This is a genomic window from Streptomyces kebangsaanensis (genome assembly GCF_001906585.1).
In the GTDB taxonomy this organism is placed as follows: Bacteria; Actinomycetota; Actinomycetes; order Streptomycetales; family Streptomycetaceae; genus Streptomyces; species Streptomyces kebangsaanensis.
Genome location: NZ_JUJA01000077.1, coordinates 1,050 through 21,930, shown reverse-complemented (window position 1 = coordinate 21,930; position 20,881 = coordinate 1,050). Strand labels below are relative to the sequence as shown.

20 protein-coding genes and 2 pseudogenes are annotated in these 20,881 nt (G+C 72.7%); 13 read left to right on the top strand and 9 right to left on the bottom strand.

Annotation, left to right across the window (positions count from 1 at the left end; genetic code table 11):
- The first annotated feature begins 58 nt into the window (after positions 1 to 58).
- The gene (locus tag RH94_RS11185) at positions 59 to 604 is read left to right on the top strand and encodes an NUDIX domain-containing protein (protein ID WP_073947453.1); all 546 of its coding nucleotides are present in this window, start codon (positions 59 to 61) and stop codon (positions 602 to 604) included.
- Positions 605 to 642: 38 nt separating this feature from the next.
- Here the strand turns inward: RH94_RS11185 and RH94_RS11180 are convergent, their stop codons facing one another.
- Together RH94_RS11180 and RH94_RS11175 are read right to left on the bottom strand one after the other, a co-directional pair.
- Positions 643 to 900, bottom strand: coding sequence for a hypothetical protein (locus RH94_RS11180; protein WP_073947452.1), 258 nt, complete (start codon positions 898 to 900; stop codon positions 643 to 645).
- A 178-nt stretch (positions 901 to 1,078) separates the two neighbouring features.
- Complete coding sequence (locus tag RH94_RS11175) at positions 1,079 to 1,939, bottom strand: 3-hydroxybutyryl-CoA dehydrogenase (RefSeq protein WP_073947451.1); 861 nt, start codon at positions 1,937 to 1,939, stop codon at positions 1,079 to 1,081.
- 173 nt (positions 1,940 to 2,112) lie between these two features.
- Here RH94_RS11175 and RH94_RS43050 point away from each other — a divergent pair.
- Positions 2,113 to 2,820 (top strand): annotated as a pseudogene (locus RH94_RS43050) (glycoside hydrolase family 10 protein); the annotation flags it as partial.
- A 1-nt stretch (position 2,821) separates the two neighbouring features.
- Positions 2,822 to 3,359, top strand: a 538-nt coding sequence (locus RH94_RS43045) for a glycoside hydrolase family 10 protein (RefSeq protein ID WP_234425690.1), incomplete at its 5' end; no start/stop codon positions are given.
- On the opposite strand, the gene RH94_RS11165 is transcribed toward RH94_RS43045, so the two are convergent.
- Positions 3,360 to 3,560: a DUF1918 domain-containing protein gene (locus RH94_RS11165; protein WP_073947450.1), complete on the bottom strand. Its 201-nt coding sequence runs from the start codon at positions 3,558 to 3,560 to the stop codon at positions 3,360 to 3,362.
- 76 nt (positions 3,561 to 3,636) lie between these two features.
- Complete coding sequence (locus RH94_RS11160) at positions 3,637 to 4,557, bottom strand: DMT family transporter (RefSeq protein WP_073947449.1); 921 nt, start codon at positions 4,555 to 4,557, stop codon at positions 3,637 to 3,639.
- On the opposite strand from RH94_RS11160, the gene RH94_RS11155 reads away from it, so the two are divergent.
- The 8 genes from RH94_RS11155 (at position 4,556) to RH94_RS11120 (ending at position 14,481) form a co-directional block, all read left to right on the top strand.
- Positions 4,556 to 6,076 carry an aminotransferase-like domain-containing protein gene (locus tag RH94_RS11155; RefSeq protein ID WP_073947448.1) on the top strand — a complete coding sequence of 507 codons (1,521 nt, stop codon included), beginning with the start codon at positions 4,556 to 4,558 and terminating at the stop codon, positions 6,074 to 6,076. The genes RH94_RS11160 and RH94_RS11155 overlap by 2 nt on opposite strands.
- A gap of 41 nt (positions 6,077 to 6,117) precedes the next feature.
- Positions 6,118 to 6,711: a histidine phosphatase family protein gene (locus tag RH94_RS11150; RefSeq protein WP_073947447.1), complete on the top strand. Its 594-nt coding sequence runs from the start codon at positions 6,118 to 6,120 to the stop codon at positions 6,709 to 6,711.
- Positions 6,712 to 6,820: 109 nt separating this feature from the next.
- Entirely contained in the window at positions 6,821 to 9,310 is a 2,490-nt protein-coding gene (locus tag RH94_RS11145; RefSeq protein WP_073947446.1) for an alpha-L-arabinofuranosidase C-terminal domain-containing protein, read from the top strand.
- Between the two features lie 114 nt (positions 9,311 to 9,424).
- Entirely contained in the window at positions 9,425 to 10,453 is a 1,029-nt protein-coding gene (gene argC / locus RH94_RS11140) for an N-acetyl-gamma-glutamyl-phosphate reductase (RefSeq protein ID WP_073947445.1), read from the top strand.
- Positions 10,450 to 11,601 carry a bifunctional glutamate N-acetyltransferase/amino-acid acetyltransferase ArgJ gene (gene argJ / locus RH94_RS11135; RefSeq protein ID WP_073947444.1) on the top strand — a complete coding sequence of 384 codons (1,152 nt, stop codon included), beginning with the start codon at positions 10,450 to 10,452 and terminating at the stop codon, positions 11,599 to 11,601. The genes argC and argJ overlap by 4 nt, the downstream gene beginning before the upstream one ends.
- A gap of 162 nt (positions 11,602 to 11,763) precedes the next feature.
- Positions 11,764 to 12,693, top strand: a complete 930-nt coding sequence (gene argB / locus RH94_RS11130; protein ID WP_073947443.1) for an acetylglutamate kinase — start codon at positions 11,764 to 11,766, stop codon at positions 12,691 to 12,693.
- A 23-nt stretch (positions 12,694 to 12,716) separates the two neighbouring features.
- On the top strand, positions 12,717 to 13,901 hold the full coding sequence (locus tag RH94_RS11125; RefSeq protein WP_073947523.1) for an acetylornithine transaminase: 1,185 nt from the start codon (positions 12,717 to 12,719) through the stop codon (positions 13,899 to 13,901).
- A gap of 19 nt (positions 13,902 to 13,920) precedes the next feature.
- Entirely contained in the window at positions 13,921 to 14,481 is a 561-nt protein-coding gene (locus RH94_RS11120; protein ID WP_073947442.1) for an arginine repressor, read from the top strand.
- A gap of 139 nt (positions 14,482 to 14,620) precedes the next feature.
- On the opposite strand, the gene RH94_RS11115 is transcribed toward RH94_RS11120, so the two are convergent.
- From RH94_RS11115 to RH94_RS11095, 5 genes are all read right to left on the bottom strand, one after another.
- The gene (locus RH94_RS11115; RefSeq protein WP_199880925.1) at positions 14,621 to 15,358 is read right to left on the bottom strand and encodes an FAD:protein FMN transferase; all 738 of its coding nucleotides are present in this window, start codon (positions 15,356 to 15,358) and stop codon (positions 14,621 to 14,623) included.
- Between the two features lie 55 nt (positions 15,359 to 15,413).
- Positions 15,414 to 16,196: an FMN-binding protein gene (locus RH94_RS11110; RefSeq protein ID WP_073947441.1), complete on the bottom strand. Its 783-nt coding sequence runs from the start codon at positions 16,194 to 16,196 to the stop codon at positions 15,414 to 15,416.
- A gap of 29 nt (positions 16,197 to 16,225) precedes the next feature.
- Entirely contained in the window at positions 16,226 to 17,608 is a 1,383-nt protein-coding gene (locus tag RH94_RS11105) for a ferredoxin reductase family protein (protein WP_073947440.1), read from the bottom strand.
- Positions 17,609 to 17,670: 62 nt separating this feature from the next.
- Positions 17,671 to 18,129 carry an FMN-binding protein gene (locus RH94_RS11100; protein ID WP_073947439.1) on the bottom strand — a complete coding sequence of 153 codons (459 nt, stop codon included), beginning with the start codon at positions 18,127 to 18,129 and terminating at the stop codon, positions 17,671 to 17,673.
- A gap of 24 nt (positions 18,130 to 18,153) precedes the next feature.
- Positions 18,154 to 19,506, bottom strand: coding sequence for a ferredoxin reductase family protein (locus tag RH94_RS11095; protein ID WP_073947438.1), 1,353 nt, complete (start codon positions 19,504 to 19,506; stop codon positions 18,154 to 18,156).
- 154 nt (positions 19,507 to 19,660) lie between these two features.
- Here RH94_RS11095 and RH94_RS11090 point away from each other — a divergent pair, with 154 nt between their 5' ends.
- Both RH94_RS11090 and RH94_RS43040 read left to right on the top strand, forming a co-directional pair.
- A complete protein-coding gene (locus RH94_RS11090; protein ID WP_073947437.1) occupies positions 19,661 to 20,410 on the top strand; it encodes a response regulator transcription factor in 750 nt (249 codons plus the stop codon).
- Positions 20,407 to 20,881: pseudogene (locus RH94_RS43040) on the top strand (two-component sensor histidine kinase); the annotation flags it as partial. The gene RH94_RS11090 and the pseudogene RH94_RS43040, both read left to right, overlap by 4 nt.

Sequence of the window (20,881 nt, the reverse complement as noted above, 5' to 3'; positions counted from 1 at the left end):
GCTGCGGGACCGCTCCCCCTGCGATATTGCCACTGACCCGACGGAAGGTGGCACAACCGTGCAATGGACGAAACAGAACGAACAAACTGTGTACGCGAACCGCTGGTTCACCGTCAACCTCGCGGATGTCGAACTGCCGGACGGCCGGCATCTCGACCACTTCCTCATCCGGCTGCGGCCCGTCGCCGTGGCCACGGTGGTGAACGAGGCCAACGAAGTCCTCCTTCTGTGGCGCCACCGCTTCATCACCGACAGCTGGGGCTGGGAGCTCGCGGCGGGCGTCGTCGAGGACGGCGAGGACACGGTGGCCGCCGCCGCCAGGGAACTGGAGGAGGAGACCGGCTGGCGGCCGGGGCCTCTGCGCCACCTCATGAGCGTCGAGCCCTCCAACGGCCTCACCGACGCCCGGCACCACATCTACTGGTCGGACGAGGGCGAGTACGTGGGGCACCCCGTGGACGACTTCGAGTCCGACCGTCGGGAGTGGGTCTCCCTCAAGCTCGTTCCCGACATGGTCGCCCGCGGCGAGGTCCCGGCCGCCAACATGGCGGCCGCGTTGCTTCTCCTGCACCACCTCAGGCTCGGGCAGGACACCTTGCCCTGACGACAGGGCCCGGCCGTACTGCCCGGGCCGGCGGCCGGCTAGCGGCCGAAGAACTGCCAGACCGCCACGACGAGTGAGCCCAGCGCCGTGAGGGTGGCGACCGCGGGCAGCGGCCAGCGGGAGTGTTCCAGTGCGACGAGCCGCGTGCTCAGCTCGTCCAGTTCCTTGGCGGTCTCCTCGGTGCGGTGGCTGAGCAGGGCCAGCCCGCCCTCGACGCGGGCGTACGCCACGTCCAGACGGCGCCGTAACTCTGCGAGTTCCCCGGGAACAACGGGATGCTCGGGATCGGCGGTCACAGGTCCGCTCCTTTCCGTAGTCGTCTCACATCCCTTGCACACGCATCAGGAGTCAACTCCCCTGGTGGGCCGGTGGGGAGAGTGTGTGAGCGGCATATGCGGGCCCGGAGCGCACACGGTGTGTGAATGCGGCGGGCCCGGCACCGAACCGCCGGTGCCGGGCCCGCAGGGAGGCGCGTCAGCCGTAGGTGTAGAAGCCCGAGCCGCTCTTGCGGCCCAGCCGGCCGGCGTCCACCATGCGCTGGAGCAGCGGGGGAGCGGCGTACAGCGGCTCCTTGTACTCCTCGTACATGCTCTGCGCCACCGAGGCCACCGTGTCCAGGCCGATCAGGTCCGACAGCTTCAGTGGGCCCATCGGGTGGGCGCAGCCCAGCTCCATGCCGTTGTCGATGTCCTCGCGGCTGGCGATGCCCGACTCGAACATCCGGATCGCGGAGAGCAGGTAGGGGATCAGCAGCGCGTTGACGACGAAGCCGGAGCGGTCCTGGGCGCGGATCGCGTGCTTGCCGAGCACCTTCTCGGTGAACAGCTGCGCCCGGCTCAGCGTGCCCTCGGAGGTGGTCAGCGCCGGGATCAGCTCGACCAGCTTCTGCACCGGGGCCGGGTTGAAGAAGTGGATGCCGATCACCTGGTCGGGCCGTGCGGTGGCGACCGCCAGCTTCACCAGCGGGATCGAGGAGGTGTTGGAGGCCAGGATCGCGTCCGGCCGGGTCACCACCTGGTCCAGGACCTGGAAGATCTCGGTCTTGACCTGCTCGTTCTCCACGACGGCCTCGATCACCAGATCGCGGTCGGCGAACTCGCCGAGGTCGGTGGTGAAGCTCAGCCGCGCCTGCGTCGCCTCCCGCTCCTCCTCGGTGATCTTGCCGCGCTCGGCCGCCTTGGCCAGGGAGTTGAACAGCCGGGTACGGCCGATCTCCAGGGCCTCGCCGGTGGTCTCGGCGACCTTCACGTCCAGGCCGGCCCGGGCGCACACCTCGGCGATACCCGCACCCATCTGACCGCAGCCCACCACTCCGACGCGCTCGATGTCTGTCACATCGTCCCTTTCGCTGATCCACGGCGTGCGGCAGGCGGTCCTTGGTGTGGTGCCTGCTCCGATCGTGCACGTTACCCCCGCGGCACCGATGATCGATCGCCCGGGTCGGGCATGCTGTCCCGGTACACGGTCCGTGACGGCGCGGATCCACGTCGTACCGGGGGTGTGCCCGGATGGGCCGAGTGACACGACGGGCGTTCACCGCGACCGCGCTGTCGGCCCTGGCGGTCACCGGGTACGCGGCCACCGCGACGGGCCGCCCGCGGAGGGCCGCGGACGCGCGGGGCCGGAGCACCGCCACCGAGATGCGCGGGATGTGGCTGGCCACCGTGGACAACCGCGACTGGCCCTCGCGCACGGGGCTGAGCGCGGCCCGGCAGCAGGACGAGCTGACCGCCCTGCTCGACGTGGCGGTACGCCGCCGGCTCAACACGGTGATGTTCCAGGTGCGCCCGACCGCCGACGCGCTGTGGCCCTCCCCGTACGAGCCGTGGTCGCGGTACCTGACCGGCACCCAGGGCAAGGACCCCGGCTGGGACCCGCTCGGCACGGCCGTACGGGAGGCGCACGCCCGGGGCCTGGAGCTGCACGCCTGGTTCAACCCGTACCGGATCGCCCTGCACGCCGACCCGTCTCGGCTGGCCGCCTCCCACCCGGCCCGTGAGCACCCCGACTGGGTGGTCCCGTACGGCGGAAGGCTCTACTACAACCCGGGCCTGCCCGCCGTACGGGCCTTCGTCCGGCAGGCGATGCTCGACGCGGTGCGCGGATACCCCGTGGACGGCGTCCACTTCGACGACTACTTCTACCCGTACCCGGTGGCGGGACTGCCCTTCGACGACGACGACGCCTACGCCCGCCACGGCGGCGGCTTCGCGAGCNCGCCTGGCGGCGGGACAACGTCGACCGGCTGGTCCGCGAGACGGCCGAGGCCGTCCGGAGGATCCGGCCCGGCGCGCAGTTCGGGATCAGCCCCTTCGGGGTGTGGCGCAACGCTTCGACCGACCCGCGCGGCTCGGACACCCGGGCGGGCGTCCAGACGTACGACGACCTGTACGCGGACACGCGCACCTGGGTCGAGGAGGGCTGGATCGACTACGTCGTCCCGCAGCTGTACTGGAACATCGGCTTCGCCGCCGCCGACTACGCCACCCTGGTGTCCTGGTGGGCCGGGACGGCCCGGGGCAGCCGTACGAAGCTGTACGTGGGGGAGGCGCTGTACAAGGCGGGCGACCCGGCGCAGGGGGCGGCCTGGCGGGACCCGGACGAGCTGTCCCGCCACCTCACCCTCGCGGCCGGGTACCCCGAGGCGCGCGGGCACGTGTTCTTCGCCGGGAAGGAGGTGGCGGCCGACCCGGCGGGCGCGATGGCGCGGGTGGTCGCCGGCCACTACCGGCAGCCGGCGGACCCCCCGCGCTGATCAGCGCTGTTCGTGTTCCTTCCGGTGGCGGATCTGGCAGTCGGGACCGGGTGACATCACGGCCTCGTGCCCGTCCGGGAAGCGGACACGGTAGGGCGGGTTGCCTCCCTTGCCCATCACTTCGACGACTTCGGAGATCTGGTCGTGCTGGCCGACCACCCTGCCGTGCTGGACAAGCTGGTCACCCACGGATGCGCGCATCTGCAGGGCCTCCTCACCGTGTTCGGGAGCAGCGGTCCTCGGTTCTCGGGATCTGCGGGAGCGAAGCGCGGGCCGGTCAGCCGCGCGCCCGCTGGGTGACGGCGATGCAGACGAGCACGGCGACGGCCGTCAGCGGGGCGGCCGGCGTCAGATGCTCGCCGAGCAGCAGCACCGACCACACCAGTGTGAGCAGCGGCTGGGCCAGCTGCAACTGGCTGGCCTTGGGGATGCCGACGGCCGCCATGCCCCGGTACCAGACGACCAGGCCGAGGAACTGCGAGCCCGCCGCGACCCACAGCAGCCCGGTCACGCTGTGCACGCCCAGCTGCACGGGCTCGTACGCCAGCGCCAGCGCCGCGCCGGGCACGGTGAGCGGCAGGCACAGCACCAGCGCCCAGCCGATCACCTGCCAGCCGGGCACGGCGCGGGCCAGCCGGCCGCCCTCGGTGTAACCGGCGGCGCAGATCAGCAGGGCGCCGAAGAGACAGCCGTCGGCGGCGTTCAGGGCGCCGCCGCTCTGCCGCACGGTGAAGCCGGCCACGGCCGCCGCGCCCGCCAGCGCCGCCGCCCAGAAGGTGCGCGAGGGGCGGGTGCCGACGCGCAGCGCGGAGAACAGCGCCGTGGTCAGCGGCAGCAGGCCCACGACGACGGCGGCGTGCGCGGTGGTGGAGGTCCGCAGGGCGAGCGTGGTGAGCAGCGGGAAGCCGAGGACCACTCCGGCGCCCACGACCGCGAGCCCGGGCCAGTGGCGGCGCGCGGGCGGGGAGACGCGCAGCGCCAGCAGACAGCCGCCCGCGATGACGGCGGCGAGCACGCTGCGCACGGCCACCAGCGACCAGGGCCCGAAGCCCTCCAGGCCCCAGGCGGTGGCCGGGAAGGTCAGGGAGAAGGCGACGACGCCGAGGGCGGCCTGCAGGGTGCCGGCGCGGGTCCGGGCCGGGTCCGGGGCGTCGACCGCTATCGGTGTCGGTGCGATAGCGCTACTCTGTGCTCTCATGCAGCAGCGTAGCAGCGTCGATGAGCTCGCCCAACAGCTGCGACAGGAGCTGAACCGCTACTCGCCGGGTGGAAAGCTCCCGTCGAGCCGGGCCCTCGTCGAGCGCTACCGGGTCAGTCCCGTGACCGTCTCGCGGGCCCTGGCGCAGCTGGCCGCCGAGGGCCTGGTGGTCACCCGGCCCGGCGCCGGCGCGTTCCGCACGGCGCCGCGCGCGGCGGCCGCTCCCGACGGCGACACCTCCTGGCAGGAGGTCGCGCTCAGCGCGGACGGCGCCGCCGACCTCGTACCGCGCACGGTGGACGCCTCCGGCGTCACGGTCTCGCTCGCCGCGCCCCCGCCGGGCGTGATCGAGTTCAACGGCGGCTACCTCCACCCCTCGCTCCAGCCCGAGCGGGCCATGGCCGCCGCCCTCTCCCGCGCGGGCCGCCGCCCCGGGGCCTGGGGACGGCCGCCGCTGGAGGGGCTGCCGGAGCTGCGCGAGTGGTTCGCACGGTGCGTCGGAGGGCCGGACGGCACCGTCACCGCCGCCGAGGTCCTGATCACCGCCGGCGGCCAGTCCGCGCTCACCACCGCCCTGCGCGCGCTCGCCCCGCCCGGCGCCCCGGTCCTGGTCGAGTCACCCACCTACCCGGGCATGCTGGCCATCGCCCGGTCCTCCGGGCTGCGGCCCGTGCCCGTGCCCGTCGACGCCGACGGGGTGAGGCCGGAACTGCTCGCCGACGCGTTCCGGGCGAGCGGCGCCCGTGTGTTCGTCTGTCAGCCCCTGTTCCAGAACCCCACCGGGGCCGTACTCGCCCCCGAACGGCGCGCGCGGGTGCTGCGGGCCGCCCGCGAGGCCGGGGCGTTCGTCGTCGAGGACGACTTCGTACGGCGGCTCGCGCACGAGGACTCCGGACCCCTGCCGCCCCCGCTCGTCGCCGACGACCCGGACGGGGTCGTCGTCCACGTCGGCTCGCTGACCAAGGCCACCTCGCCCAGTTTCCGGGTGAGCGCGCTGGTCGCCCGCGGCCCGGTCCTGGAACGGCTGCGCGCCATCCAGGTCGTCGACACCTTCTTCGTGCCCCGGCCCTTGCAGGAGGCGGCCCTGGAACTGGTCGGCTCACCCGCCTGGCCGCGCCATCTGCGCACCCTCGCCGCCGAGCTGAAGAGCCGCCGCGACGCGATGACCACCGCGCTGCGGCAGCACCTGCCCGAACTCGTCCTCCCGCACGTCCCCTCCGGCGGCTACCACCTCTGGCTGCGCCTGCCCGACGGCACGGGGGGAACCTCCCGGGCTTTCGGCTCCGGGGGAGAGTCCGCCCTGACCGCCGCCGCCCTGCGCGCCGGCGTCGCCGTCACCCCCGGCCGTCCCTACTTCAGCGCCGAACCCCCGGCTCCCCACCTGCGCCTGAGCTTCGCCGCGGTCGCCGGCACGGCCGAGATCGCCGAGGGGGTACGGCGCCTGCGCACGGCCCGCGCGGAGACTCTCGCCCGACGGCCGGCCGGCGGAGGGGGCTCGTTTTCGAACAACCTCGCGTGACACCCCTTGACCCGCTCACCCCTCCGGCCCACGATCGCCGCATGGCAGTTCGGGTCACGTTCGTCGCCGCGGCGCGCGGCTCCCCGGTGCTCGCCGAGCGGTTCGAGGACGACCGGCAGCTCGACCGGGCGGGCTGGGACGAGGTGTGGCGGGTCGCCCACGAGCTGCTGCCGCTCGCCGCCGCCGACCTGCGCTACTGCTCGCCCACCCCGCGCAGCCGCGCCACCGGGGACGCCCTCGGCTACGCCCCGCTCGTCCAGCTCGCCCTGCGCGACTGCGACATGGGCCGCTGGCGCGGGCTCACGCTGGGCGAGGCGATGGCCCGCGAGCCGCAGGCCGTGGACGCCTGGCTCGCCGACCCGCGCGGCACCCCGCACGGCGGTGAGTCGCTGCTGTCCTTCATCACCCGCGTCGGCGGCTGGCTCGACACCCGGCCCGTCGAGGACGGCTGCCGCGTCGTCGCCGTGGCCGAACCCTCCGTGATCCGCGCCGCCCTGGTCTACGCCCTGAAGGCGCCCCCGTCCACCTACTGGAACATCGACGTCCGCCCCCTGTCGACCACCACCGTCACCGGTCACGCCGGCCGCTGGTACCTCCGCCTCGACGGCATACCGGCTCCGCTCCCGCGGGCGTAGCGCGGCTCGCACGCCCCATTGACGTGTTCCTGCCGCCTCCCTATCTTGCCGTTCGAAGTGCTGACCATTGCTCGATATTTCGAACGACCTACCGAGCCGCGGAGTATCCATGTCACGCACCGCCCGCCCCCGTCTGGGGCTCGCTCTCTTAGCAAGCGCTTTCCTGGTGGCTGCCGCCACCGCCGTCCCCGCCCCCGCGCACGCCGAGGAGGTCACCGACTACTCCCTCACCGTCGATCCCACCGCCAAGGGCCCGGCGATCGACAGGACGATGTACGGCGTCTTCTTCGAGGACATCAACCGCGCCGCCGACGGCGGTCTCTACGCCGAACTCGTGCAGAACCGGTCCTTCGAGTACTCCACCGACGACAACGCGTCCTACACGCCGTTGACCGGCTGGACCGCCGACGGGACCGCCCAGGTCCTGAACGACCCGGGCCGTCTCGGCGACCGCAACCGCACCTACCTCTCCCTGGCCGCCGGTTCCTCCGTCACCAACACCGGCTACAACACCGGGATCGCGGTCGAGGACGGCAAGAAGTACGACTTCTCCGTCTGGGCCCGCGCCGGCAGCGGCACCACGCTCACCGTCACCCTCCACGACACCGGCGGCCCCCTGGCGACCGCCCGCCGGGTGGCCGTGAGGAAGGGCGGCTGGGTCCAGTACGGGGCCACGTTCACCGCGACCCGCACCAGCACCACCGGCCGCCTCACCGTCGCCTCCTCGGCCGCGACCGCGCTGGACATGGTCTCCCTCTTTCCGCGCGACACCTACAAGCACCAGCCCAACGGCCTGCGCAAGGACCTCGCCGAGAAGATCGCCGCCCTCCGTCCGGGCTTCGTCCGCTTCCCCGGCGGCTGCCTGGTCAACACGGGCTCCATGCGGGACTACAGCGAGGCCTCCGGCTGGCAGCGCAAGCGCTCCTACCAGTGGAAGGACACCGTCGGCCCGGTCGAGCAGCGCGCCACCAACGCCAACTTCTGGGGCTACAACCAGTCCTACGGCCTCGGTTACTACGAGTACTTCCGCTTCGCCGAGGACATCGGCGCCATGCCGCTGCCCGTCGTCCCCGCCCTGGTCACCGGCTGCGGCCAGAACAAGGCCGTCGACGACGACGCCCTGCTGGAGCGGCACATCCAGGACACCCTCGACCTGGTCGAGTTCGCCAACGGCCCGGCCACCTCGACCTGGGGCAGGAAACGCGCCGAGATGGGCCATCCCAAGCCCTTCCGCCTCACCCACATCGAGGTCGGCAACGAGGAGAACCTGCCCGAGGAGTTCTTCGCCCGCTTCACCCGGTTCCGCGCCGCCCTCCAGGCCAGGTACCCGTACCTGACCGTGATCTCCAACTCCGGCCCCGACGACAGCGGCACCACCTTCGACAGGGCCTGGCGGCTCAACCGCGACGCCGAGGTCGACATGGTCGACGAGCACTACTACAAAAGCCCGCGGTGGTTCCTGCAGCACAACGACCGCTACGACTCCTACGACCGGAGCGGCCCGAAGGTCTTCCTCGGCGAGTACGCCTCCCAGGGCAACGCCTTCAAGAACGGCCTCGCCGAGGCCGCCTACATGACCGGCCTGGAGCGCAACGCGGACATCGTGGAACTCGCCTCCTACGCCCCGCTGTTCGCCAACGAGGACTACGTCCAGTGGCGGCCCGACCTGGTCTGGTTCAACAACCACGCCTCCTGGGGCTCGGCCAACTACGAGGTCCAGAAGCTGTTCATGAACAACGTCGGCGACCGGGTCGTGCCCAGCACGGCCACCACCACGCCGGACGCCGCCGGCCCCGTCACCGGAGCCGTCGGACTGTCGACCTGGAACACCAGCGCCGCGTACGACGACGTGAAGGTCACCGCGGCCGACGGCACGACACTGCTCGACGACGACTTCTCGGGCGGCGCGCCGGCCTGGACGCACACGGGCACCGGCAGCTGGAGCGTCCAGGACGGCCAGTACGTCCAGACGGACACCACCGCCGAGAACACCATGGTTCGGGCCGGCGACCCCGCCTGGCACGACTACGACCTGCGGGTGAAGGCCACCAAGAAGGCGGGCAGGGAGGGCTTCCTCGTCGCCTTCGGCGTCAAGGACACCGGCACCTACTACTGGTGGAACATCGGCGGCTGGAACAACACCCGGACCGCGGTCGAGCAGGCCGTGGACGGCGGCAAGTCGACGCTGATCGCCAAGCCGGGCTCGGTCGAGACGGGCCGTACCTACGACATCGGCGTCAAGGTGCGGGGCCGCCAGGTGACCCTCCACCTGGACGGCCGGGAGTGGGGGAGCTTCACCGACGACAAGCCGGCCGAGCCGTTCCGCCAGGTCGTCACCCGGGACGCGAAGACCGGTGAGCTGATCGTGAAGGTGGTCAACGCCCAGTCCTCGGCGGCCCGCACGGCGATCGACCTCGGCCGGGCGAAGGTCGCGCCGAGGGCGAGGGCGGCCACGCTGGCCGCCGCGCCCGACGCGGTGAACACCGAGACGTCGACGCCGGTCGCACCGGTCACGTCGACCTTCACCGGGGCCGCCGCCCGGTTCACCTACACCTTCCCGGCGAACTCCGTCACCTTCCTGCGGATCAAGCAGGGGTAGCAGGGGCGAGTCCTGCGCGGGCTGCCGTCCGGGTGGCGGGAGCCCGCGCCCACCGCCCGGCGTTGCATAAACGTGCAGCGAAACGTATAGTCATGCCATCAAGGAGGAGGGTTCATGGCTGTACGTGTGGCGGTCGCCGGAGCGAGTGGATACGCGGGCGGAGAAGCGCTGCGGCTGCTGCTGGCGCACCCCGAGACCGAGATCGGCGCCCTGACCGGGAACTCCAACGCCGGACAGCGCCTCGGCGCACTGCAGCCGCACCTGCTGCCGCTGGCCGGCCGCGTCCTCGAAGAGACCACCCCCGAAGCCCTCGCCGGGCACGACGTCGTCCTCCTCGCCCTGCCGCACGGCCAGTCCGCCGCCGTCGCCGAGCAGCTCGGCCCCGACGTCCTCGTCATCGACCTGGGCGCCGACTTCCGGCTGAGGGACCCGGCCGACTGGGAGAGGTTCTACGGCTCCCCGCACGCCGGCACCTGGCCCTACGGCCTCCCCGAACTTCCGGGTGGCCGCGCCGCGCTGGAGGGGTCCAAGCGCATCGCGGTACCCGGTTGCTACCCCACCGCCGCCTCCCTCGCCCTCGTCCCGGCCTACACGGCCGGACTCGCCGAGAACGAGGCCGTGATCGTCGCCGCCTCCGGCACCTCCGGCGCCGGCAAGGCACCCAAACCGCACCTGCTCGGCTCCGAGGTCATGGGCTCCATGTCCCCCTACGGCGTCGGCGGCGTCCACCGGCACACCCCCGAGATGATCCAGAACCTCAGCGCGGCTGCGGGGGAGCCGGTCACCGTGTCCTTCACCCCCACCCTCGCCCCGATGCCCCGCGGCATCCTCGCCACCTGCAGCGCGAAGGCCAGGCCCGGCGTCACCGCCGAGTCCGTGCGCGCCGCCTACGAGAAGGCCTACGCCGACGAGCCCTTCGTCCACCTCCTCCCCGAGGGACAGTGGCCCGCCACCGCGGCCGTGTACGGCTCCAACGCCGTACAGATCCAGGTCGCGTACGACCCCGCCGCGCACCGCGTCGTCGCGATCAGCGCCATCGACAACCTGACCAAGGGCACCGCCGGCGGTGCCGTGCAGAGCATGAACATCGCCCTCGGCCTCTCCGAAGAACTCGGACTTTCCACGATCGGAGTCGCACCGTGAGCGTCACGGCAGCCAAGGGATTCCAGGCGGCGGGCATCGCCGCCGGGATCAAGGAGAACGGCAACCCGGACCTGGCCCTCGTGGTCAACACCGGGCCCCGCCGCGCCGCCGCCGGCGTCTTCACCTCCAACCGCGTCAAGGCCGCCCCGGTGCAGTGGTCCGAGCAGGTCCTCAAGACCGGCCGGCTCACCGCCGTCGTCCTCAACTCCGGCGGCGCCAACGCCTGTACGGGACCCAAGGGCTTCCAGGACACCCACGCCACCGCCGAGAAGGCGGCCGAGGTGCTCGGCGTCGGCGCCGTCGAGGTCGCCGTCTGCTCCACCGGCCTGATCGGCGTCCTGCTCCCCATGGACAAGCTGCTGCCGGGCGTCGAGACGGCGGCCTCGTCCTTGAGCGAGCACGGTGGCGAGAAGGCCGCCATCGCCATCAAGACCACCGACACCGTCCACAAGACCTCCGTCGTCACCAAGGACGGCTGGACCGTCGGCGGCATGGCCAAGGGCGCCGGCATGCTCGCCCCCGGCCTCGCCACCATGCTCGTCGTCCTCACCACCGACGCCGACCTCGAGGCCGACGCACTCGACCAGGCGTTGCGTGCCGCCACCCGGGTCACCTTCGACCGCGTCGACTCCGACGGCTGCATGTCCACCAACGACACCGTGCTGCTGCTCGCCTCCGGCGCCTCCGGAGTCGCTCCGGAGCACGAGGAGTTCGCCGAGGCCGTACGGGCGGTCTGCGACGACCTCGGGCAGCAGCTCATCCGGGACGCCGAGGGCGCCAGCAAGGACATCAAGGTCGAGGTGGTGGGCGCCGCCACCGAGGACGACGCCGTCGAGGTGGGCCGCTCCATCGCCCGCAACAACCTCCTCAAGTGCGCCATCCACGGCGAGGACCCCAACTGGGGCCGCGTCCTGTCCGCCATCGGCACCACCAAGGCCGCCTTCGAGCCCGACCGGCTGAACGTCGCCATCAACGGCGTCTGGGTGTGCAAGAACGGCGGCGTCGGCGAGGACCGCGAGAAGGTCGACATGCGCTACCGCGAGGTCCACATCGTCGCCGACCTCGCGGCAGGCACCGAGTCGGCGACCATTTGGACCAACGACCTGACGGCCGACTATGTCCACGAGAACAGCGCCTACTCATCCTGACGTGCCCGCTCGGCTGTCGCGGGTCCTCGCCGCCACCGACGAGGGTGCCTGCTTCACCGGCGACCGCTCGCCCCGGACGAGTCCGGGATGAGCCGTACGCCGCCTCCACAGGCCAGCACCGCCCGCCCGGCGGCTGATCCGAGATCTTTCCGAAAGTCGGTCATGACGGTCAATCACCCGCAAGAGCGAAAGTCCCCGACTCGTAAACACACCGCGCTGCCCAAGGCCCGGATCCTCGTCGAGGCGCTGCCCTGGCTGACCCGCCACCACGGCAGGACCGTCGTCATCAAGTTCGGCGGCAACGCCATGGTGGACGAGGAGCTGAAGGCCGCCTTCGCCCAGGACGTCGTCTTCCTGCGGCACGCGGGGCTGAAACCGGTCGTCGTGCACGGCGGCGGCCCGCAGATCAGCGCGGCCCTGGACAGGCACGGCATCGTCAGCGAGTTCAAGGCGGGCCTCAGAGTCACCACCGAGGACGCCATGGACGTCGTACGGATGGTGCTCGCCGGGCAGGTGCAGCGGGAACTGGTCGGGCTGCTCAACCAGCACGGACCGCTCGCCGTCGGCCTCACCGGCGAGGACGCGCACACCATCACCGCCACCAAGCACACCCCCGAGATCGACGGCGAGCCGGTCGACATCGGACGGGTGGGCGAGATCACCGAGATCGACACGGGCGCGATCGAGGCACTGCTCGCCGACGGCCGCATCCCGGTCGTCTCCTCGATCGCCCGCTCCCAGGACGACGGACATGTCTACAACGTCAATGCTGATACGGCGGCTGCGGCACTCGCTGCGGCACTGGGCGCCGAAACCCTCATGGTTCTCACCGACGTCGAGGGACTGTACGAGGACTGGCCGAACTCCGACGAGGTGATCAGCCGCCTGACCGCGAGCGAGCTGGAGAAGCTGCTGCCGGAGCTGTCCTCCGGCATGGTCCCGAAGATGGAGGGCTGCCTGCACGCCGTGCGCAACGGGGTGCAGACGGCCCGCGTCATCGACGGCCGGGTCCAGCACTCGATCCTGCTGGAGATCTTCACCGACGAAGGCATCGGCACGATGGTCGTGCCGGACGAACAGGGGGAGTCGTGAGCAACAGGGACGCGAACCAGGGCGTGAGCAACGAGCAACTGACCGCGCGCTGGCAGGGCGCGCTCATGAACAACTACGGCACGCCGCGCCTGCCCCTCGTCCGCGGCGAGGGCGCGAGGCTGTGGGACGCCGACGGCAACGAGTACCTGGACTTCGTCGGCGGCATCGCGGTCAACGCGCTCGGGCACGCCCACCCCGCCGTCGTCGAGGCGGTCGGCCGGCAGATCGCCTCCCTCGGGCACGTCTCCAACCTGTTCGTCGCCGAACCGCCCGTCGCCCTCGCCGAGCGCCTGCTGCAGCTCTTCGGCCGGGACGGCAGGGTGTTCTTCTGCAACTCCGGCGCCGAGGCCAACGAGGGCGCCTTCAAGATCGGCCGGCTGACCGGCCGCCGGCACATGGTCGCCACCGAAGGCGGCTTCCACGGCCGTACGATGGGCGCCCTCGCGCTCACCGGCCAGCCCGGCAAGCAGGAGCCGTTCCTGCCGCTGCCCGGCGAGGTCACCCACGTGCCGTACGGGGACGCGCAGGCGCTGGCCGCCGCGGTCACCGAGGACACCGCTCTCGTCGTCATCGAGCCCATCCAGGGCGAGAACGGCGTCGTCGTGCCCCCGCCCGGCTATCTGAAGGCGGCCCGCGCGATCACGGCGGCCACCGGCGCCCTGCTGGTCCTCGACGAGGTGCAGACCGGCATCGGCCGTACCGGGCACTGGTTCGAGTACCAGGCCCACGACGGCGTCCTGCCGGACGTCGTCACCCTCGCCAAGGGCCTCGGCGGCGGGCTGCCGCTCGGCGCCACCGTCGCCTTCGGACGCGCCGCCGGGCTGCTCCAGCCCGGCCAGCACGGCACGACCTTCGGCGGCAACCCGGTCGCCTGCGCCGCCGGACTCGCGGTGCTGGACACCATCGCGGGCGAGGGGCTGCTGGAGAACGTCAAGCGGCAGAGCGAGAAGCTGCGCGAGGGAATCGAGTCCCTCGACCACCCGCTGACCGGCCACGTCCGGGGCGCCGGCCTGCTCCTGGGTATCGTGCTCACCGAGCCGCGCGCGCCGCAGGTGCAGCAGGCGGCTCAGGATGCCGGTTTCCTGGTGAACGTGCCCGCCCCCGACGTCGTACGGCTGATGCCGCCGCTGAACCTCGGCGACGACGCGGTGGACGCCTTCCTCGGGGCACTGCCCGGCATCCTGGACGTGGCAGGCGGGGACGGATGATCCGGAGAATGAGACGACGATGAGTCAGGCGCAGGACCACGGGCAGACCGGGCAGAACGGGGCCGCGAACTCCGGGCCCGCCGTGCCGCAGACGCGGACCGCGCGCCACCGCCGGATCGTGGACATCCTCAACCGGCAACCGGTGCGTTCGCAGAGCCAGTTGGCGAAGCTGCTGGCCGACGACGGGCTGAGCGTCACCCAGGCGACGCTGTCGCGGGACCTGGACGAGCTGAACGCGGTGAAGATCCGCAACACCGACGGCGACCTGATCTACGCGGTGCCGAGCGAGGGCGGGTTCCGCACGCCGCGCGCGCCGCTGGGGGAGTCGGTCAAGGAGGAGCGCATGCGGCGGCTCTCGCAGGAGCTGCTGATCTCCGCGGAGGCCTCCGCGAACCTCGTGGTGCTGCGGACTCCTCCGGGGGCGGCGCAGTTCCTCGCCTCGGCGATCGACCAGGCCGAGCTGCACGCCATCCTGGGGACGATCGCGGGCGACGACACGCTGCTGCTGATCAGCCGGGATCCGAGTGGGGGACAGGAGCTGGCGGACCACTTGCTGCGGCTGGCCCAGAACGGGAACTGAGCGCCGTGGGGGTGCCTGTCGTCGGTCGGGTGCGGGACGTCCGTGGCCGGCCGCGCCCGCGATGGGGTCCCCCTGCTCGTCAAGAGCTTGGGGGAGGAGCCGCACATCGGCGTGGTTCCGCGCCCCTGGGCGAGGCGGCTCACCCGAGTCGGGACGCGAGGCCACCCGTGCATCCGACCTCGTCGCCCGCCGTGATCAGCAGGGCCTCCACGTCCGGCAGTGACTCCAGCCAGGCCAGCCCCTCCCGCGCGCCCATCGCGAACGCGGCCGTGGCCCAGCAGTCCGCCCAGGTCAGCCGGGGGGTGACCACCGTGACCGCCACCAGGTCGGTGACCGCGGAGCGGCCGGTGCGGGGGTCCACGATGTGGGCCCCGCGCTCCGCCGTACCCGACGTGGCCACCGCCAGCTCCTCCGCTCCCGCCGCGGAGACCACCGCGGCCAGCGCGCCGGGGCGCAGGGGGTCCGACACGCCGACCCGCCAGGGCCGCTGCGGGCCGGGGGAGCCCAGCAGCTGCACGTCCCCGCCGCCGTTCACGCTGACCCCGCCCACGCCCGCCGCCGCGATCCGCCGGGCGGCCCGTTCGGCGGCCCAGCCCTTGACGATCCCGGTCGGGTCCAGGTCCCCCCGGTAGCGCAGGCTGAACCAGCCCTCGCTGGCCCGCTCGGCCTCGGCGCCCAGGGCGAGGACCTCGGCGACCTCGGGGTCGCACTCCTCCACGGTGAGCTCCCCGCGCGCCAGGCGGGAGACCTGGCTGTCGTCGCGGTAGGTGCTGAACACCTCGTCGGCCCGGTGCAGCCCGGCGACCGCCTCGCGCAGTGCCGTCCGCACCGCGTCGGGCTCCCCGCCGCGGACGTCGAAGGAGAAGACCGTCCCCATGACCTCCTCCGCGTGACGTACCGCGGCCGGGTCCTTCGCCGAGTCGGCCACGGCCTCAGCCACCGGCCTGGTCCAGCGCCGACTGCAGCGACTGCTTGTAGCCGCTGCTGGTGTAGGTGGCCCCGGACACCGTGTCGATGTCCGCGCTGCCGGCCGCCACGGCCGCCTGGTTGAGCCTGGGTACGGCCAGGTCGGTCTTCTGGCCGCTGACCCCGCCCCGGGGCGCCTGCACCGCCGCCGCCTGGGTGATCCTCCCGCCGCTGACCGTGATGCGGACCTGCACCGGCCCGTACTGGGTCTGGGCGGCCTTGCCGGTGACGGTACGGGCCTGAGCGGCACCGGAGCCGTCGGACCCGGAGGACCCGGAGGACGCACCGGACGCCTTCACCCTGTCCAGCGCCGACTGCAGCGACTGCTTGTACCCGTCGCTCGTGTACGTCGCCCCCGACACCGTGTCGATGTCCGCGCTCTGCGCGGCCACGGCCGCCTGGTTGAGCCTGGGTACGGCCAGGTCGGTCTTCTGGCCGCTGACCCCGCCCTGGGGTGCCTGCACCGCCGCCGCCTCGACGACCTTTCCGTCGTTGACGGTCAGCCGGACCTGCACGTTGCCGTACTGGGTCCGGGCCACGTCACCGGTGACGTTCTGCGTGCCCGTCCGCTGCGCCCCGCTGCCGCCCTGCGGCGACTCCTGCGCCGCCGCGCTCTGCTGCGGGGCCGACCCGGCGGCCGAGGCGGAGGCCGGGTCGGACGCCGGCTTCAGCGACAGCAGCAGCACGATGCCGGACACGGTCGCGGCGCCGACGAGTACGGCACGCCGGACGGGGTGGCTCTTCCTCATCTTCTCCCAAGCTCCTGAAGTCCCGTCGCTCACATCTCGAACGACTCGTGATGGATGCGGCGGGCGGGGACCCCCGCGCCGCGCAGTGCCTCGTACACCGACTGCGCGAAACCGGGCGGGCCGCACATGAAGACGTCGTGGCGGTCGATGTCGGCGATCTTCCGCTTCAGGGAATCCGCGGAGATGTCGGGGCGTTCGCCGTCGGGGCTGTTCACCGCGTACATCAGCCGGGCGCCGCGCTCGTCGGCGATCTTCGCCAGCTCGTCCCACAGGGCCAGGTCCTCGGTGCTGTTGGCCCGGTAGAGCAGCGTGATGTCACCGGCCGCGCCCGGCAGCGTCTCGAACAGCGCCCGCATCGGGGTGATGCCGACACCGCCCGCGACCAGCAGCACCTTGCCCTGGCTGCGCCGGGACGCGGTCAGCGCGCCGTACGGGCCCTCCGCCCACACCCGGGTGCCGGGCTCCAGCTCGCGCAGCCGGGCGCTGTGGTCGCCGATCGCCTTGACGGTGATGCGCAGCAGGTCCGGGCGGGGCGCGGCCGACAGCGAGTACGGGTGCGAGGAGAACCGCATGCCCGGCGCCAGGAACCGCCAGCGGAAGAACTGTCCGGCCTCGGCGCCCATCCGGTGCAGCTTCTTGCCGCCGATCAGCACCGACACGATGCCCGGCGACTCCTCGATCACCGCCTCCACCCGCATCTTGTGACGCAGGTTCAGCCGGATCGGGGTGAGGATGCGGTACCAGACCACCAGCGCGGTCACCGCGCCGTACAGGGCGTACCAGAAGGTCTTGGCGGCCGGCTCGACGGCGAAGTCGTTGCCGGTGGTGATCTGGTGCCAGAACGTCAGGAACACCGCCGCGTACGTGAACAGGTGCACGTGGTACCAGGTGTCGTACGGCATCAGGCGGCGCACCGGGCCGATCGAGACCAGCCCGATGACGACCAGCAGACCGGTGCCGATGGCGGCCTTGCCCATGTCGGGCAGCTCGTCGACGGAGCTGATCGTCTGCTGCACGATGCCGCCGAGCGACCTGCCGGACTGCAGCGCGTAGCCCCACATGGTGAGGAAGACGTGCGCGACCACCAGGCAGAGCGTGTAGCGGCCGCTCATGGCGTGCCAGCGGGCGACCCGGTCGGATCCGACCCGGCGCTCCAGGGCGGGCACGCGTGCCATCTGCAGGACGACCAGCGCCATGAGGTAGCCGGCGAGCAGGCCGGTGATCCGGCCCGCGTTGAGAATCTTTCCGTCGGTGTCGGGGATGGACGGGGTGTTCATCCACCACAGCCAGACGACGCCCGCGGCGCCCGCCGCGACGGCGAGCAGCAGCGGGACGGCGGGAGAGCGACGCGGCCGGATGCGGCGCATCGTCTGGCGCCGGGCGGCGCGGCCTCCTGCGAGCGTGGTGGTCACGGTTCCTCCGTGGCGATTCGACCCTGGGTCGCCCACAGATACGTGGCGCGTCCGCCGAGCGTTCAGCGGCCCGCGGAGTCCAGTGCGGACTGAAGGGACCGGCGGTAACCGCCGCTCGTGTACGTGGCCCCGGAGACCGCGTCGATGTCCGCGCTCTGCGCGGCCAGCGCCTCCCTCCGCAGCCGGGGGAGGGCGTAGCCGCTGATCTCCCGGTCCCGTGGATTGTCCGTGGGATACGAGAGCGCGGTCACGTCCGTGATCCGGCCGTTCCTGAGCGTGACCCGCACCTGGACGGGGCCCCAACGGGTCCGCACCGTCTCGCCGGTGACGGTCCTGGTGCCGGTGGACCCGGTCGAGCCGCCGGGCGCGCTCGCGCTGCCGGACGGGGCCGGGGCGGGCGCCGCGGCGATCCGCGGCGGGGTGTGCGGCTTGAGCGACAGCAGCATCACCAGCCCGGAGACGGTGGCGGCGCTCGCCAGGACGACGCGGCGCAGCGGACGGTTCTTCTTCAAGGCGTGCAACCCGGCCTCACAATCTCGCGGCTCTCACAGCTCGAACGACTCGTGGTGGATGCGCCGGTTCGGCACCCCGGCGGCGCGCAGCACCTGGTACAGGTCCTGGGCGAAGGCGTGCGGACCGCAGAGGTACACGTCGTGCCCGGCCAGGTCGGAGACGGCCGCGCGCAGCGACTCGACGGTGAGGCGGGGGCGTTCGCCGCGCGGTCCGTTCAGCGCGTACAGCACCCGTGCTCCGCGCCAACGTGCTATGGCCTCCAACTCACTTCCCAGGGCGAGGTCTTCGGCCGTCCGTGCCCGGTACAGCAGGGTGACGTCACCGGGCAGGGTCTCGAACAGCGCCCGCAGTGGGGTGATGCCGATCCCGGCGGCGATCAGCAGCGACTTGTGCGAGGTGCGCCGGCCGGCGGTCATCGACCCGTACGGGCCCTCCGCCCACACCCGGGTGCCCGGCCGCAGCAGCGGCACGGCCGCGCTGTGGTCGCCGAGCGCCTTCACCGTGATGCGCAGGAGGTCCGGGCGGGGCGGCGCCGACAGGGAGTACGGCGTCGACGTCCGGACCATGCCCTTGGCGAGGAACCGCCAGCGCAGGAACTGCCCCGGCCGCGCGTCCAGTTCGTCCAGCCACCGGCCGCGTACGACGACGGAGTACACGCCCGGCGCCTCCTGGTGCACCGCCTCCACCCGCATCCGGTGCCGCAGGTTGAGCCGCACCGGCACCAGGATCCGGAACCACAGCACCAGGGCGGCGACGCCCAGGTACAGCGCGTACCAGGCGGCCGTGGCCACGGCGTGCCCGTTGAACTCGTTGCCGAGGGCCAGTTGGTGCCCGAAGGCGAGGAGGACGGCGGCGTAGGTGAGCAGGTGCGCGTAGTACCAGAACTCGTGACTGGTACGGCGGCGCACCGCGCGGGCCGAGGTGACGCCGACCGCGAACAGGATCACCGTGCCGGCGGTGGCCTTGAGCATCTCCGGGTAGTCCAGCACCACCGTGACCGCCTCGCGCGGCAACGAGGAGCCGTCCTGGACGGCGTACCCGGCCAGGACCAGCACCACGTGCGCGACCAGCAGGCAGACCGTGTAACGGCCGGCCATCGCGTGCCAGCGGGCCACCCGGTCCGAACCGATCCGCCGCTCCAGCAGCGGCACCCGCGCCATCAGCCCCACGAGCACCGCGCAGGCGTACCCGCACAGCAGGCCCGCGATGCGCCCGGCGCCGGTCAGCCAGTCCGCCGCGCCCACGACGGAGGCCGTGTCGCACCACCACAGGCCCACCACCGCGGCGGCCCCGGCCCACAGCAGCGCGAGCACGGCGCCCGCCGGGGAGCGCCGTGTCGCCCGTGGCACGGGCGGTGCCGCCCGCCGTCCGTACACCGTGGTCATCCCGTTCCCCGTCCTTTCGCCGGTCCGGGACGCAACTGTGCGGGACGAACCTCTGAGGGCGCTCTGAGCCGGGGCGCCCCCGGGCCGCTCTCAGGAAACTCTTAAGGTCACTCCGCCGCCGCACGGGCCGGCGACCGGTGATGCTGGAAGGGCCATGAACGACTTCCGACCGAGCCCTTCCGGCCCGCCCGCCCTCGCCCGCCCCGACGGCACCCCCGTGCGGGTCCTCGTCGTCGACGACGATCCGGACCTCGCCGAGGTGCTCTCGGGAGCCCTGCGCTACCAGGGCTGGCGGGTCCGCACCGCCGGCGACGGGGCCTCGGCCGTCGCCGCGGCCCGCGAGCTGCGGCCCGACGCCGTCGTCCTCGACGTCATGCTCCCGGACGGCGACGGCTTCGCCGTGCTGCGCGGACTGCACGCCGTGCGGCCGGACGTCTGTGTGCTCTTCCTCACCGCCCGGGACGCGGTGGAGGACCGCATCGCGGGCATTACCGCGGGCGGCGACGACTACGTGACCAAACCGTTCAGCCTGGAGGAGGTGGTCGCCCGGCTGCGCGGACTGCTGCGCCGCGCCGGCATGGCCCGGCAGCTCGAGGAGGGCCCGCGGCTGGCCGTGGGCGACCTGGTCATGGACGAGGACGCCCGCGAGGTCACCCGGGCGGGAGAGCTGATCGAGCTGTCCCCGACCGAGTTCGAACTGCTGCGCTTCCTGATGCACAACCCGCGCCGGGTGCTGAGCAAGGCGCAGATCCTGGACCACGTGTGGTCGTACGACTTCGGCGGCCAGGCCCATGTGGTGGAGCTGTACGTCTCCTATCTGCGCAAGAAGGTGGACGCCGGCCGGGAACCCATGATCCACACGGTGCGCGGGGCCGGGTACGTGCTGAAGCCGGTACCGCGGTGAGGGCGTCGCCGCGGGCCTCGGCCCGGTGGACACGGCGGCTGCCCCGGCCGCGCACGCTGCGCTCCCGGCTCACCTTCGGCCTGGTGGTGCTGCTCGCCGTGAGCTGCGCGGCCGTCGGGGTGGCCGCGGTCTGGGAGCTGGACGGCTTCCTCACCGGACGGCTCGACCAGCAGCTGCGGCAGACCGGGCCGGGTTTCCCGAAGAGCCTGGAGCACGGCGCCGCCCCGGCCGCCAAGCCCTCCGACCACGACGGCGACGAGCACGGCGACACCCGCCGCCAGGCCGCGGCCACCTTCGGTGCCCGGCTGGTGGACGGCACGGTGACCCAGGTGGCGGTGGTCCCCTCCGGGGCCCGTCCGGGTGGCGGCGTCACCCTCACCGCCGCCGACCGCACGGCGCTGGCCGGGCTTCCGGTGGACCGTGGCGGGCACACGGTGCGCCTGTCGGAGCTGGGCGACTACCGGCTGGCGG

What these genes read in the sequence shown, in the direction of transcription:
- RH94_RS11165 (WP_073947450.1), bottom strand. Translation starts at nt 3,560, where the DNA reads ATGCGCGCATCCGTGGGTGACCAGCTTGTCCAGCACGGCAGGGTGGTC.
- RH94_RS11155 (WP_073947448.1), top strand. Translation starts at nt 4,556, where the DNA reads ATGCAGCAGCGTAGCAGCGTCGATGAGCTCGCCCAACAGCTGCGACAG.
- RH94_RS11160 (WP_073947449.1), bottom strand. Translation starts at nt 4,557, where the DNA reads ATGAGAGCACAGAGTAGCGCTATCGCACCGACACCGATAGCGGTCGAC.
- RH94_RS11150 (WP_073947447.1), top strand. Translation starts at nt 6,118, where the DNA reads ATGGCAGTTCGGGTCACGTTCGTCGCCGCGGCGCGCGGCTCCCCGGTG.
- RH94_RS11145 (WP_073947446.1), top strand. Translation starts at nt 6,821, where the DNA reads ATGTCACGCACCGCCCGCCCCCGTCTGGGGCTCGCTCTCTTAGCAAGC.
- argC (WP_073947445.1), top strand. Translation starts at nt 9,425, where the DNA reads ATGGCTGTACGTGTGGCGGTCGCCGGAGCGAGTGGATACGCGGGCGGA.
- argB (WP_073947443.1), top strand. Translation starts at nt 11,764, where the DNA reads ATGACGGTCAATCACCCGCAAGAGCGAAAGTCCCCGACTCGTAAACAC.
- RH94_RS11120 (WP_073947442.1), top strand. Translation starts at nt 13,921, where the DNA reads ATGAGTCAGGCGCAGGACCACGGGCAGACCGGGCAGAACGGGGCCGCG.
- RH94_RS11115 (WP_199880925.1), bottom strand. Translation starts at nt 15,358, where the DNA reads ATGGGGACGGTCTTCTCCTTCGACGTCCGCGGCGGGGAGCCCGACGCG.
- RH94_RS11110 (WP_073947441.1), bottom strand. Translation starts at nt 16,196, where the DNA reads ATGAGGAAGAGCCACCCCGTCCGGCGTGCCGTACTCGTCGGCGCCGCG.
- RH94_RS11095 (WP_073947438.1), bottom strand. Translation starts at nt 19,506, where the DNA reads ATGACCACGGTGTACGGACGGCGGGCGGCACCGCCCGTGCCACGGGCG.
- RH94_RS11090 (WP_073947437.1), top strand. Translation starts at nt 19,661, where the DNA reads ATGAACGACTTCCGACCGAGCCCTTCCGGCCCGCCCGCCCTCGCCCGC.